Source organism: Paraliomyxa miuraensis (genome assembly GCF_026337845.1).
GTDB lineage: Bacteria > Myxococcota_A > Polyangia > Nannocystales > Nannocystaceae > Paraliomyxa > Paraliomyxa miuraensis.
Genome location: NZ_JAOVZF010000153.1, coordinates 119,000 through 133,322 on the forward strand (window position 1 = coordinate 119,000; position 14,323 = coordinate 133,322).

Here is a 14,323-nt window from a genome sequence, read left to right on the forward strand (position 1 = left end):
CGGAGCTCCATCGCCGTCATCGGAAGCTTCAAGAGGATCGCATGGGTTGGTTCGACCTCAAGATCATCAGTCGCCACTTCGACGTCCCGCAGGCCAAGGACATCGACTACTACGTGGAGCACGGGGGCTACGCCGCGGCGCGGCAGGCCGTGCGCATGGATCCGGCCGCCATCACCACCGAGGTCAAGGAGTCCAACCTCCGCGGTCGCGGCGGCGCGGGCTTCCCCACCGGGATCAAGTGGGGCTTCGTCCCCAAGGGCGCCCAGACCGTCTACCTCGTCGTCAACGCCGACGAGAGCGAGCCGGGCACCTTCAAGGATCGCCACATCCTGTTCTGGAACCCGCACATGCTCATCGAGGGCATGATCATCGCCGCGCGGGCGCTGGGGGTGAAGAGCGCCTACGTGTACATGCGCGGCGAGATGCTGCGCGAGTACCCGGTGCTGCAAACGGCCATCGACGAGGCCTACGCGAAGGGCTTCTTGGGGGCGCGGTGCTTCGGCTCCGACATGCCGCTGGACATCACGATCTACCGCGGAGCCGGGGCCTACATCTGCGGCGAGGAGACGGCGCTCCTGTCCAGCCTCGAGGGCGGACGCGGGTGGCCGCGGCTCAAGCCGCCGTTCCCCGCGGTCAAGGGCCTGTGGGGCCAGCCCACCATCGTCAACAACGTGGAGACCATCGCCAACCTGCCCTGGATCATCGAGCACGGCGGCAAGGCGTTCGCGGACCTGGGGGTGGGGCGCTCGGGCGGCCTGCGCATCGTCAGCGTGTGCGGCCACGTCAACCGACCCGGCGTGTACGAGCTGCCGCTGTCGGTCACGGGGCGCGAGCTCATCGAGGAGGTCTGCGGGGGCATCCGCAACGGCCGCAAGGTCAAGGGGGTCATCCCCGGCGGCGTGTCGATGCCGCTGCTGACCGAGGCCGAGCTCGACGTGCCGTTCGAGTTCGATGCGCTGCAGACCGACGAGCGCATCGCCGAGGTCGAGGTGCAGCCCGGGGTCAAGTTCGACCTCGGCGGCGGCCGGACCCTGCGCACCATGGCCGGCTCGGGCGGCGTGGTGGTGATGGACGACCAGACCGACATGGTGTCGGCGTGCTGGCGCATCCTCCACTTCTTTGCCGACGAGAGCTGCGGGCAGTGCACGCCGTGCCGCGAGGGCACGGGGTGGCTGACCAAGGTCGCCAAGCGCATCGACGCGGGCCAGGGGCGCCCGGGCGACGTGGACCTGATGGCGTCGATCGCCGACGGCATCGCCGGCAACACGATCTGCGCGCTCGGTGATGCCGCCGCATGGCCCACGCTGGCGTTCCTCACCAAGTACCGCGGCGAGTTCGAGGCCAAGATCCGCAGCAGCCGGTTCGTGGCCGAGCAGCGGGCGGCGGCAGAGGCGGCCGCCAGCCAGGCCGTGCATCCCGGTCAGGCCGGCAAGGCCGTGCAGGCCAGCAAGGCCGTGCAGGCCAGCAAGGCCGTGCAGCAGGGGGGGGTGACGTCGTGAGCGGCAGCGAGATCGTCTTCTACGTGTTCGCGTTCATGGCGATCGCCTCGGGCATCGCCACGATCACGCGCAAGAACCCGGTGGTCGCGGCCGTGTGGCTGGTGGCCTCGTTCTTCGCGGTGGCCGTCAACTACGTGCTCATGTCGGCCAGCTTCCTCGCCGTGCTGCAGGTGCTGGTCTACGCGGGCGCCATGATGGTGCTGTTCGTGTTCGTCATCATGGTGCTCGACGTCGACGAGACCGGCGCCGCCGAGTCGCGACGACCGTCGCGGGTGGGCCGGTTCGGCTACTACTTCGGGCTGCTGCTGTCGGGCGGCATGATCGTGTGGGTGCTGCTGGCGACCCTGAGCAAGCAGTTCATCACCCCCGGCGCCCGCATCCCGCCCGACGCCGAGTTCGGCTCGGCCAACGCGGTGGGGCGGCTGCTGTTCACCGACTACCTGTTCGCGTTCGAGGCCGTCTCGCTGCTGTTGCTCGCCGCCGTGATCGGCGCGGTGGTGGTGGCGCGCAGCCGTCGCGAGCGCGAGAAGGAGGCCCTCGCCGCCGGCATGACGCTCGAGCACATGCACGCGGCCGGGCTGCACGAGCACCTCCAAGACCAGGACCAGCACGAAGGCATGGTCGCCGGCCCCTACGCCCAGACCGACTTCGGTGAGCCGTCGGCCATCGGCCACGAGGGCGGAAACTAGCCAGAGCATCACCCCTGGGCCTTCCAACCGTCGAGCGAGCACGTCGAGAAAGGGCGACATCCCGTGGTCCCGATCACCCACTTCCTCTACCTGGCCAGCACGCTGTTCGTCATTGGCCTGCTCGGCGTGATGCTGCGGCGCAACGTCCTCATCGTGCTGATGAGCGTCGAGCTGATGCTCAACGGGGCCAACATCGCGCTGGTCGCGTTCTCGCGCTTCCACGGCAACCTCGATGGGCAGGTCCTGGCGATGTTCACCATCGCGGTGGCTGCGGCCGAGGCCGCGGTCGGCCTCGCCATCGTGGTCAGCATCTTCCGCTCCCGCACCGGCTCGGACATCGACGATCTGAGCCTTCTGCGCGACTAATCATGCCCCCCCGCAACCACCTTCAGCGAGCCACCCTCGAGGTGCCCCCCCAAGGGGGGCTAGGCGCCGCGCTCGTCGATCTCGGATTCCGTCAGGACTTCGCGCCGTGAACGAGACTGAGTTCAATCTCCACTTCATCCCGCTGTTCCCGCTGCTGGGCGCGGTGTTCAACCTGCTGCTGGGCAAGCAGCTGCTGCGGAGCCTGGGCGACCGGCTCGGCCGCGAGGTCGTGCACCTGGTGGCCATCGGGGCCATCGCGTTCTCGTGCTTCTTCACCATCTCGGCCGTGTTCGAGGTGATGGTGGGGCAGGACTACGACCGCCTGGTCGACTCGGTCTACCCGTGGATCGTGTCGGGCGACCTGCACATCGGCTTCGACCTGGTGCTCGATCACCTGTCGGCCGTGATGTGCCTGGTCATCACCGGGGTGGGCCTGCTGATCCACATCTTCAGCGTGGGCTACATGGCCAAGGACCCGGACTACGGCCGGTACTTCGCCTACCTGAACCTGTTCTGCGCCGCGATGCTCATCCTGGTGCTGGGCAAGTCGCTGGTGCTCACGTTCGTGGGCTGGGAGGGCGTGGGCGTGTGCTCCTACCTCCTCATCGGGTTCTGGTTCACCGACGACGCCAAGGCCACCGCCGGCCGCAAGGCGTTCATCATGAACCGCGTCGGCGACTTCGGCTTCATCCTGGGGATGCTGCTCATCTACACGGTGGTCGGCAGCCTCGACGTCGACGCGATCGCGCGCGCCTGTGCCCTGGGCGAGCAGTCGCCGCTGGTGCAGAAGCTGATCTTCGGGGTGCCCATCGCCACCGTGGCCACGATGCTGCTGTTCGTGGGCTGCACCGGCAAGAGCGCCCAGATCCCGCTGTTCACCTGGCTGCCCGACGCCATGGCCGGCCCGACCCCGGTCTCGGCCCTCATCCACGCGGCCACCATGGTGACGGCGGGCGTCTACCTCATCGTCCGGCTGAACTTCCTGTTCGCGCTCGCGCCCGTCACCATGGCCGTGATCGCGGTCATCGGGGCCGCCACTGCCCTGTTCGCGGCCACCATCGGCATCACCCAGAACGACATCAAGAAGGTGCTGGCCTACTCGACCGTCTCGCAGCTGGGCTACATGTTCCTGGCAGCGGGCATGGGCGCGTGGGTCGCGGCCATCTTCCACCTGGTGACGCACGCGTTCTTCAAGGCGTGCCTGTTCCTGGGCTCGGGCGCGGTCATCGAGGCCTGCCACCACAACCAGGACATCCGCACCATGGGCGGCCTGCGCGAGAAGATGCCGGTCACCGCGGGCACCTTCTTCGTCAGCTGCCTGGCGATCGCGGGCATCTTCCCGTTCGCGGGGTTCTTCTCGAAGGACGAGATCCTGCTGCACGCCTACGCCAACGAGAGCCGGGGCATCTTCACGCCCGGGGGGATGGAGCTGAACTACATCCTCTACTCGCTGGGCGCCCTGGCGGCGCTGTGTACCTCGTTCTACATGTTCCGGCTCTACTACCTCACCTTCGAGGGCAAGTTCCGGGGCGACCACCACACCTGGCACCACTACGTGCGCGAGCACTGGATCATGTCGCTGCCGCTGGTGATCCTGGCCGGCTTCGCGGCCATCGGCGGCTTGCTGGGCTGGCCGCACGTGTTCGGGGGCGTGATCCACATCGACCACGTGCTCGAGCAGTGGCTCGAGCCCATCACCTCGCTGTCCGGCACCTACGGGGGCGAGTACACGGTGGGGGTGCGGGAGCAGTTCCTGCACGAGGGCCACGTGGGCTCGGGCATGGAGCTGACCGGCATGGCCATCGGCCTCGGCATCGGGATCGCGGGGTGGGTGTTTGCACGGCGGCTCTACCTCGACGGCCCGTCGGAGCAGGCGGCGATGCTGGCCAAGCGCTTCTCGGCCCTCCATGCCGCGAGCTCGGCCAAGTACTGGGTCGACGAGATCTACGACGTGCTGTTCGTCAAGCCGGTGCGGATGATCGGCCAGCTCTGCCATCAGGTCGGCGACATGCTGCTCATCGACGGGGTGGGCGTGCAGGGAACGGCGGGGGCGGTCGGCGTGCTCGGCACCCTGACCAAGGCCTGGCACAACGGCAACGTGCGCCGCTACCTGGCCTCGCTCACCTTCGGCGTGGCGATCCTGCTCGGGGTCATCTACCTGAACCCGCAGGTCAGCCGCGGCGACATCCTGCCCAAGAATGCGGCGGGCGAGCGCGAGCTGGCCCCCGACATCGGTCTGCGCCGCACGTTCGGCGCGCAGTCGGTCAACATGGATCTGTTCTGGGGCCTGTTCAAGATCCACCTCCCGGGCAAGGCCGAGCAGGACGCCGCGGCCAGGCGCGGTCCCCCTGGCGGTGAGATCATCAGGGCGCCCGCGCTCGAGCCCGCCAAGAACCCCGACGGTCGTCCCCTCAATGGGGGGGCGGGAGGTCAGCCGTGAACCACCTCATCACTGCACTGCTCGTGCTCCCGATCGTGGGCGCCCTGGTGGTGGCCACGCTCCCCAAGGCCGAGACCAAGCTCGCCCATGGCGTGGGCATCGCCTTCGCCGTGCTCGAATTCCTCGTGTCGCTGCCGCTGATCTCCGGCTTCGCGGTGGGTCAGGCGGGGATGCAGTTCGAGACCAACGTGCCGTGGATCGCCGAGTTCGGCATCAACTACCACGTGGGCGTCGACGGCTTCTCGCTGTGGATCATCCTGCTGACCACGCTGCTGACGCCGCTTTGCATCTGGGGCGCGTGGAACTCGATCGACAAGCGCGGGGCCGAGTTCGTGGCCTCGATGCTGGTGCTCGAGACCGGGATGATCGGCGCCCTGGTGGCCCTCGATCTCATCCTGTTCTTCGTGTTCTGGGAGCTGATGCTCATCCCCATGTACCTCATCATCGGGGTGTGGGGCTCCGAGCAGCGGGTGGCCGCCGCGATCAAGTTCTTCATCTACACGATGGTGGGCTCGGCCCTGATGCTGGCCGCCATGATCTACCTGGCGGTCGCGCACTGGCAGGCCTCGGGCGGGGTGTGGACCTTCGATCTGCAGGCGCTGCAGCAGGTGGTGCTCACCCCGCAGGCCCAGGCGCTGTGCTTCTGGGCGTTCGTGGCCAGCTTCGCGATCAAGGTGCCGCTGTTCCCGGTGCACACCTGGCTGCCCGACGCGCACACCCAGGCGCCCACGCCCGGCTCGGTGATCCTGGCCGGCGTGCTGCTCAAGCTCGGCACCTACGGCATGCTGCGGTTCGCGTTCCCGCTGTTTCCGCTGGCGGCGGGCGAGGGGGCGCAGATCCTGGCGATCCTGGCGATCATCGGGATCATCTACGGGGCGCTGGTCGCCTACGTACAGACCGACGCCAAGCGGCTGGTGGCCTACTCCTCGGTGAGCCACATGGGCTTCATCGTGCTGGGCATCGCGTCCGTCTCCACGCAGGGGTTCACGGGCGCCACCTTCCAGAGCCTGGCCCACGGCCTGACCACCGGCGCGCTGTTCATGGCGATCGGCGTCCTCTACGAGCGCCGGCACACCCGGCTCATCTCGGAGTTCGGAGGCCTGGCCAAGGTGATGCCCTGGTTCACGGCGTTCTTCATGATCGCGATGCTCGGCTCGGCCGGTCTGCCCAGCCTGGTGGGCTTCGTGGGCGAGTTCCTGATCGTCGTCGGGGCCTTCGCCGAGGGCGGCCTGACCCTGATCAACGCCCCGGTGCTGGTCACGGTGGCCGCGGTGGGCGTGATCCTGGGGGCCGTGTACCTGCTGCTGCTGTTCCAGCGCTTGATGTTCGGGCCCCTCACCAACCCCAAGAACGAGGGGTTGGCCGATCTGGGCCTGCGCGAGCGGCTGGTGTTCCTGCCGGTCATCGCGCTCATCATCCTGATGGGCGTGTACCCGCAGCCGTTCCTCTCGCGGATCGACCCCACCTCGCAGGCCGCGGTGGCCAGCTTCAACCTCAAGCGCTGCGCCTCCATCCGGCACGCGCTGGGCGAGCGTCCCGTGATGATGGAGACGCTGGTCGACCGCTGTGCCGATCCGGTCGCGGTGATCGCTGCGACCTACGGTGACCAGCGGCTGTCGGCCAACGCGTCGGCTCCCACCACGCCGCCACCCGCGGCAGCAGCCCCGCCACCACCACCCCCAGCCGCCGAGGGGGCCGCCGCGCCCCAAGGAGGGCAGCCATGACGTTCGCGCTCGGACCCGTGCCCCTTCTTCCCGAGCCGGCCGCCGCGGCGGGCCAGGCCACCACCGCCTCCGCCCAGGCCCTGGTCGACATGGTGCACCTGGCGCCCATGATGATCGTGGGCATCTGGTCGCTCATCGTCCTGGTCGCCGATGCGTTCGCCCGGCCCGGCCTGCGTCGGTTCCAGCAGACGCTCACCCTGCTGGGCCTGGGCCTGGCGGTGCTCGCTGCGGTCGGTCAGTTCGGCCACTACGAGTACGACGGCGGCATCGAGGTGTTCTCGGGCTTCCTCTACGTCGACCAGTTCGCGCTGCTCGTCGATCTCGGGATCCTCGGGGTGGCCGGGGCGGTGGTGCTGTTCGCGGGCGACTACAACCGCTCGCATCGGTTCGAGTATGGCGAGCACGAGTCGCTGGTGCTCATCGCGACCTTCGGGGTGATGATCCTGGCCCACGCGGGCGATCTGGTCGCGCTGTTCCTGGGCATCGAGACCATGAGCATCGCCGTCTACGTGATGGTGGGGGCGCGCTGGAACTCCCGGCAGTCGCCCGAGGCGGCGCTCAAGTACTTCGTGATGGGTGCGTTCTCCTCGGGCCTGCTGCTGATGGGCATCGCGCTCGTCTACGGGGCCACCGGGGTGACCGGGCTCGACCAGCTCTCGCACGAGGTGAGCACCGTGTTCACCAAGTGGCGCGCGGCCCAGGACTACGTGGCGGTGGTGGAGGCCCCCGAGGGCTTCCCCGCGGGCATGGTCGACATGGCGCAGGACAAGGTGGCCCTGGGCATCGCGCCCGCGGCCCTGCTCATCCCCGGGGTGCTGCTCGTCCTCGGAGCCCTGCTGTTCAAGGTCAGCGCGGTCCCGTTCCACATGTGGACCCCGGATGCCTACGAGGGCGCGCCCAGCCCCACCACCGCGTTCATGGCGGCCGGGGTCAAGATCGGCGCGTTCGCGGCGCTGCTCAAGCTGTTCGTGGGCACCTTCATCGTGGGGAGCCTGGTGCAGGCGCCCTATGGCTGGACCTCGGTGGTGCTGTGGCTGGCGGCCGCGACCATGATCGTGGGCAACCTCGCCGCCGTCCGGCAGACCAACGTCAAGCGCCTGCTCGCCTACTCGTCGGTGGCCCACGTGGGCTACCTGCTGGTGGGGGTGGTGGCGGCGGCCAGCTTCTACGGCGATCGTCCGGCCAAGGGCTACCTGCCCACGGCCGACGAGCACGCGTGGGCCTCCAACGCGGGGGACACCGCGGTGGCCTCGATCCTGTACTACCTGCTGGCCTACGCGGTGGCCACGCTCGGTGCGTTCGCCTGCGTGAGCTGGCTGGGCCGCGACAAGAAGGAGGCCAGCGCCGCGCACGAGTGGTCGGGCCTGGCGCAGCGGCACCCCGGCATCGCGCTGGGCATGACCGTGTGCTTGCTGTCGCTGATGGGCATGCCTCCCATGGGCGGCTTCTTCGGCAAGCTGTTCGTGTTCCGCTCGGCCTTCGAGCACGGCAGCGAGGCGCTGCGGATCGTGGTCGTGATCGCGGTGGTCAACTCGGTGATCGGCGCCGTGTACTACCTGCGGCTCATCGTGAGCATGTACTTCCGGCCGCCGCTCGAGCGCGACCTCGGCCATGTGGAGGGGCGCGGAGCCCCGGTGGTGCTGGCCGCTGCCGCGGCGCTGTCGGTGCTCATCGGCATCGGCGCCGATGCGATGATGCAGCGCTGCCGCCTGGCGAGCGCAGGCTTCCGCATCCCGCCCAGCGAGGCGCGAGCCGAGCGCGTGGACGAGTTGCGCGCACAGTGGGAGCAGCGCGAGGCCGAGGCGGATCGGAAGGCCGCCCAAGAGGAAGGCCAGCAGCCTGGCCAGAAGGCAGGCCAGCAGCCCGGCCAGCAGCCGGACGAGAAGGCCCAGGTCGAAGTTCCCGCCGCCGCTGCCCCCTCCGCGGAGGGCGGCACGCCGCCGGCCGAGGCCGAGGCGCTGGACGACGGCGGCTGACGTCGCACGAGCTCACGCGCGAGCAAGGGCCGCCTCGTGCGGCCCTTCGCCAATTTCGGCGCACGCGTGCTCGTCACTCGCACTGCTCGGGCGGCGCCTCGCCCTCGTGTCGTGCAGGGGAGGGTGGGGTGCACACCTTCGCGACGGTGTCGTCGCGGAGAGTCTGTTAGGCTGTGGACATGGTGCGTGGTTGGGTAGGGATGATGGTGGTCGTGGTGCTCGCGAGCACGGGATGTCCGAGCGACGACGGAAGCATGGACGAGGGCGCCGGGTCGACCGCGAGCCCGACGACGACGGGGGCTTCGGGCACCGATGGGGGGATGACGACCGGAGGAGCGACCTCCGTCGGGAGCGGAACCATGAGCGGCACCGGATCGACCGGAGCGCCTGGCGATGACACCACCACCGGTCCCGTCGTGTGTGCGGAGACGATGTGCGATCCAGGCCAGGTCTGCGTGCACCCGTGCGGAGGGGGAGCCCAGCCTCCGTGCCAGCCCCAGGAGCCGGACGGCACCTGTCCGGCCGGATACGAGCCCGACCTCGCGGGGCAGTGCCCCGATCCCTGCGAGGGTGGTGCTTGCTGTGCGCCCGAGCCCGAGGACCTGACCCCGTTCTGCCTCGGCGTCGACGAGCTGACGTGCGTGGGCACGGTGTGCGACGGCCCCAACTGCATCGCGGGTGAGCTGCAAGACGGCCAGCTCGAGTGCGGCTGTCCTCCCTGAGCCCACGACGTGCCCTCCGAAGCCGAAGGTTCGCGCCCGCACGGCTTGGCCGGAGCGGAGGCCGGCGGAGCGGCCTACTTGCGCGTCAGATCCCCGAGGGCGCCGTCGAGGGCTCCTCGGCCGCCTCCATGCCGCCGAAGCCGATCAGCGGATCGCGGCAGTAGGCATCGCCCTGCGGGCATCGAAAGCGCACGTGCAGGTGGTCCCTGTGCGCAGGCATGTGGCGCACCAGACCGTGGCGCGAGTTGGGCCCGTGGGGAAACTGGAACAGCGCCTCGAGCTTGGCTTCGGGCACGCCGCGCGTCTGCTCGGCGTAGCGACGAAGCACGCGCTGCAGGTTGTAGTCGAGCACGATGAGCTCGACGCCATCCGGCTCGTTGGCGGAGGCGGCGAGGGCCTCGATGAGATCGTAGGTGGCGCGGCGATCGAGGTTCTTGCTGTTGCCCTCGACGAAGTCGCTGGGCCCGGAGGACTCGGGCTGCGGTCGCAGCCACAGGCCAATGTCGACGTCGCGTCCGGACTGATGGCTCTGGTGCCCGGCCAGCGGTCCGCCGCGTCGCGTGGAGATGTCGCCGATCACCAGCTGGTGGAGCTCGGGATGCGCCCGGCGAACCTTCTCGATCGCCGCACGCAGGCGCTCGACGGTGTTGCGGGTGCCCCAGGCCGTCTGCGGGTTGCGGATCACGTAGCCCCGGCCAGGAGGGAGCTGCATGGGCCGCAAGAGCGCCCCATCGCGCGGGCTGCCGGCGCTCTGTCCCATGGTCTCGGGCGCCGCGCCCACCGGAGGCAGTGCGCCCAGCTGCATGTCGGGCCAGGCCACGGACTCGAGCTCGGTCTCGAGCTCGGCCTGCGGCGTCGCCTCCGGCATCGATGGCGCGGAGGGCTCGGGCTCGGTGCTCACCCCCGCCGCTTCGCTCGGATCGTACGACGCCGAGGATGGGTCGGGCATGGCGGCCGCCGCATCGCGGATGCCGACCTCGGGATCGCGCATCACCACGTAGAGCGCCACCGAGGCCGAGAGCAAGGCCGCGCCCACGCTGGCCACCAGCGCCACGCGCATCGATCGCGGCAGCGAGGACGAACGCTCGGTCCGAGACATGAGCAGCGGGTTGGCCGAGGCGAAGGGCACCACCCGCGGTCCGTCTCGGGAGACCGCTTCGGCCACGGGCTCGATGGGCACCGGCTCTGGAGCAGGGGCTGGCTCGGGAACCGACGAGCCGGTCGAGGGTGAGGCCTGGGTCTCGCGGTGTCGGCTTCGGGAGCCGCCTCGGCGTCGCTTTCGCTTGCCCACGCTGGGCGGCAGGCTACCAGCCTGGGCCCCCTTTGTCGGCGGTGCTCGGTCGCGCATGGCCTCACGAGCGCGCACGGCGATGCACTTGGAATGCGCCCCGCGGGCCCGGTCTGATGGGGCGTGAGGATACGCGAGCTTCGTGTCGCCCCGTGGGCCCTGTGGGCATGGATCGGCGCCAGCCTGGTCGGCTGCAAGGACGACGAACCGCCGCCCGAAGAGCCCGAGGAACTCGGCCAGGGCGATCCCTGCGATCCCAATGCGGAGCCCGGAGAGGCCAACGATCCGACGGAGGGCGATGGCGACGACGGACCCGCAACGTGCGCACCCGGGCTGGCGTGCGAGCCGGTCGATGGGGGAACGGACGATTTCGTATGCGGCCTTGCGGTGGAGATTCGCGGCCTGGTCACCGATGCCGCCGACGGCGAGCCGATCGAGGGCGCGCTGGTGGCTGCGCTCAACGAGTCGGGCGAGCCGGTGACCGACGTGGCCACCACCGACTCGTGCGGAGGCTACGTGCTGCCGGTGAGCGTGCGGCGGACCCCCGACGGTGACTTCGCACAGACGCCCAAGTGGACGCTGTTCGTGACGGCGCAGGACTACCTGCCGTTTCCCCAGGGCATTCGGCCCGCACTGCCGATCGACATCGCCGACGCGGTGCCCAATCCCGATGGGCCGGCGACCACGGGCGGGACCGACACCGACACGGACGGCGAGACCCATACGAGCGACGTGATCGACAACGCGGCGACCCGCGTGGCGTTGATCCACTTGCCCGCCAACGAGGCGGTGGGCTCGGTGGTCTCGGGATCCGTGGCGGGCGAGGGCGTGGCCGGCATGCTGGTGGTGGCCGAGGACGCGGGTGGTCGTGCGCCCTATGGCATCGTGGATGCCGGCGGCCACTACACCCTGTTCAACGTGCCCGACGGGCTGTCCACCATCCGCGGCTATCGGCGCGGGGTGGAGGTCGAGGCGCAGAGCGTGATGACCAGCGGCACGGCCGTCGAGGACGTGGACCTGCCGGTGATCAGCACCAACGACGATGACCTGGCCACGGTCAGCGGCAGCCTCAACATCGTCAACGCCCCGGGCGGCAGCCAGACCTCGGTGGTGCTGGTCCCCACGAGCGTCTACAACGATCTGCTCGAGCGTGGGCCGGTCCCGGTCGGACTTCGCGTGCCCGACCCGCCGCAGGCGCCCGACGTGACGGGTCAGTTTGCCTTCGTGGGCGTGCCCAGCGGGTCCTACAAGGTGCTGGTGGCGTTCGAGAACGACTCCCTGGTGCGCGACCCCGACGAGGGCATCGCAGGCACGGCGATCCTCGAGATCGCGGTGGCTCCGGGCGAGGATCTCGAGCTGCAGGACGGCTTCAAGGTGACCGAGGCCCTCGCGGTGTTCGGGCCCGGAGCCGATGCCCCCGAGGCCGTCGACTCGATGCCGATGCTGTCGTGGGCCGACGACTCGAGCGAGGACGGCTACGAGCTGCGGGTGTTCGACGCGCTCGGCACCCTGGTGTGGGAGACCGAGCTCCCGGGCGTGAGCGGCAGCGACAGCGTCGACGTACCCTACGCCGGCGATCCACTGCTGCCCGGCATGTACTACCAGTTCCGCTCGATCTCGTTCCGCGATCAGCCCAGCGGAGAGCGGCTCTACATTTCGCGCACCGAGGACCTACGCGGGGTGTTCGTGACCGGCGAGGCCGCACCGGTCGAGGACTGCGATCCCGAGGGCTCGGGCGCCGACTCGACCGGTGGAGACACCACGGGGGACTGAGCCGGCATCGCGGGCCGGCGGCCGGCGACGCCGCTCTACGTCGTGCCGAGCAATCGCGCGAGCGGACCGGCCCCGCCCTGGATGGTGGTGCGCTGCAGATAGAGCTGCATGCCCGCGCGTCCCCCCAGCTCGCCGCCGCCCCCGGCCCGGCCCGGCCCGCCGTGGTTGACCACCGGGAACACGCAGCCGGGGCTCATCGAGCCCTGGGCCGTCTTCTCGTCGGCGAGCACCAGGCGACCGAGGAACGGCGCGAGCCGGGTCACCGCCTCGGCCACGAAGCCGCGATCGTCGGAGTAGACGGTGCTCACCAGCGAGCCCCGACCCGCACCGACGATCGTGGCGGCGGCGGCGATCGTGCCGTCGTAGGGCAAGAGCGTGGCGACCGGCCCGAACACCTCGAGGCGGTGGAACGCGGCCTCGGGATCGAGCGCGGCCTCGGCCGTGGCCTGGAACAAGATCGGCTCGAGGAACCAACCCTTGCCCCGGTCGACCCCCACGAACTCGCTGCGCTCGGGGTCCCCCATGATCCGCTCGGCGCTCCTGGCCAGGGCGGCCACCCCGGTGCGCGCATCGTGGAGCTGCTGGGCCGTCGACAGCGGGCCCATGCGCACCTCCTTGAGGGCGGGGTCGCCGGTCTTGCTGGCGAGCTCCTGGAGGCGCTCCAGCAGCGCCTCGCGGACCTCTTCGAGGCGATCCTGGGGCACGAGCACGCGACGGGTGGCGGTGCACTTCTGGCCCGCCTTCTGCGTGAGCTCGGTGACCAGATCGCGGATGGCCAGATCGAACAGCTCGGTGCCTTGCTCGACGTCGGGGCCCAGCACCACGGCGTTGAGGCTGTCGGCCTCCACGTTGACGCGCACGCTGCCGGCCACCACCGCGGGATGGTTGCGGATCTTGGCGCCGGTGTCGGCACTGCCGGTGAAGGCGATCACGTCCTGGGGATCCACGTGGTCCAGTAGATCACCGACGGGTCCGAGCAGCAGCGACAGCGCACCCTCGGGGAGCTGGCCTTCCTCGATCAGGATCTCGGCGATGCGGGCGGCGAGCGCCGCGGTGCTGGTGGCGGGCTTGCACAGCACCGGCATGCCGCACAGCCACGCCACCGCGAGCTTGCCCAGCATGCCCCAGGCGGGGAAGTTGAACGCATTGATGTGGATCGCCACCCCCAGGCGGGGAACCAGCACGTGCTGGGCGCGGATCTTGGAGCCGCGCATGATGGGCTCGGCCTCGCCCTCGAGGATCCACGGGCCGGGGCCCAGCTCGCCCGCGAGGTGACCGTAGGCGGCCAGCACCGCGGTTCCGCCGTCGATGTCGAACTTGGCGTCGCCACGGGTGTTGCCGCCGTTGTCGATCGCGATCTCGATGAGCTCCTCGCGATGGTCGTGCACGAGCTTGGCCAGACGCGACAGCAAGGCGCCGCGATCGGACGGCGACAGGGCGCGCAGGGCCGGCCCGCCCACCGTCCGCGCATGGCGAAGGGCTGCCCCGAGGTCGGTGGCGCGCCGAAGCTCGGCAACCGGGGCCTCCGTGGCGGGGTTGTGGAGGATGATGGGATCACCCTGGCCCTCGTTCCAGGCGCCCGCGAGGTAGCTCTTCCACTGCTTCATGGCGCGCACACGCTAGCAGCCCGTCCCCGCGCCGACCACGAGGCCCGCTCACCTCCGTGGCGCGGTCGATGGTGGCTGGCTCACGTGCGAGCGCGGCTCGGCGGGGCGGCTAGGGCGTGGGCAGAGCGGGCGGGCACGGGGCCTGCGTGCATGCACGCGGCCTGGCCCGGGGCTCGGACGCAAAGGGGTCGCGGAGCTCGGGATGGCGAGGCGTTGCGGCGTCTGCGGAAGGACGAGGC

The 14,323-nt window shown here is 70.1% G+C and carries 10 protein-coding genes; 8 read left to right on the forward strand and 2 right to left on the reverse strand.

Annotation, left to right across the window (positions count from 1 at the left end; all coding sequences use genetic code 11):
• Positions 1 to 41: 41 nt before the first annotated feature.
• From OEB96_RS21160 to OEB96_RS21190, 7 genes are all read left to right on the forward strand, one after another.
• The gene (locus OEB96_RS21160; RefSeq protein WP_266218232.1) at positions 42 to 1,499 is read left to right on the forward strand and encodes a complex I 51 kDa subunit family protein; all 1,458 of its coding nucleotides are present in this window, start codon (positions 42 to 44) and stop codon (positions 1,497 to 1,499) included.
• Positions 1,496 to 2,188 carry an NADH-quinone oxidoreductase subunit J gene (locus tag OEB96_RS21165; protein ID WP_266218234.1) on the forward strand — a complete coding sequence of 231 codons (693 nt, stop codon included), beginning with the start codon at positions 1,496 to 1,498 and terminating at the stop codon, positions 2,186 to 2,188. The genes OEB96_RS21160 and OEB96_RS21165 overlap by 4 nt, the downstream gene beginning before the upstream one ends.
• Before the next feature lie 63 nt (positions 2,189 to 2,251).
• Positions 2,252 to 2,554: an NADH-quinone oxidoreductase subunit NuoK gene (gene nuoK, locus OEB96_RS21170; protein WP_266218235.1), complete on the forward strand. Its 303-nt coding sequence runs from the start codon at positions 2,252 to 2,254 to the stop codon at positions 2,552 to 2,554.
• Positions 2,555 to 2,660: 106 nt separating this feature from the next.
• Positions 2,661 to 4,994 (forward strand): NADH-quinone oxidoreductase subunit L, encoded by a 2,334-nt coding sequence (gene nuoL, locus OEB96_RS21175; RefSeq protein ID WP_266218237.1) that lies wholly within the window; start codon positions 2,661 to 2,663, stop codon positions 4,992 to 4,994.
• Complete coding sequence (locus tag OEB96_RS21180) at positions 4,991 to 6,718, forward strand: complex I subunit 4 family protein (RefSeq protein WP_266218239.1); 1,728 nt, start codon at positions 4,991 to 4,993, stop codon at positions 6,716 to 6,718. The genes nuoL and OEB96_RS21180 overlap by 4 nt, the downstream gene beginning before the upstream one ends.
• A complete protein-coding gene (locus OEB96_RS21185; protein WP_266218241.1) occupies positions 6,715 to 8,694 on the forward strand; it encodes a proton-conducting transporter transmembrane domain-containing protein in 1,980 nt (659 codons plus the stop codon). The genes OEB96_RS21180 and OEB96_RS21185 overlap by 4 nt, the downstream gene beginning before the upstream one ends.
• A 179-nt stretch (positions 8,695 to 8,873) precedes the next feature.
• Entirely contained in the window at positions 8,874 to 9,416 is a 543-nt protein-coding gene (locus tag OEB96_RS21190) for a hypothetical protein (protein WP_266218243.1), read from the forward strand.
• Positions 9,417 to 9,501: 85 nt separating this feature from the next.
• On the opposite strand, the gene OEB96_RS21195 is transcribed toward OEB96_RS21190, so the two are convergent.
• Complete coding sequence (locus tag OEB96_RS21195; protein WP_266218244.1) at positions 9,502 to 10,596, reverse strand: penicillin-insensitive murein endopeptidase; 1,095 nt, start codon at positions 10,594 to 10,596, stop codon at positions 9,502 to 9,504.
• 231 nt (positions 10,597 to 10,827) lie between these two features.
• Between OEB96_RS21195 and OEB96_RS21200 the strand changes: the two genes are divergently transcribed.
• Positions 10,828 to 12,477, forward strand: coding sequence for a carboxypeptidase-like regulatory domain-containing protein (locus OEB96_RS21200; RefSeq protein WP_266218245.1), 1,650 nt, complete (start codon positions 10,828 to 10,830; stop codon positions 12,475 to 12,477).
• A 35-nt stretch (positions 12,478 to 12,512) separates the two neighbouring features.
• Here OEB96_RS21200 and OEB96_RS21205 read toward each other — a convergent pair whose 3' ends face one another.
• Entirely contained in the window at positions 12,513 to 14,084 is a 1,572-nt protein-coding gene (locus tag OEB96_RS21205) for a 3,4-dehydroadipyl-CoA semialdehyde dehydrogenase (RefSeq protein ID WP_266218247.1), read from the reverse strand.
• Between the last annotated feature and the right edge of the window lie 239 nt (positions 14,085 to 14,323).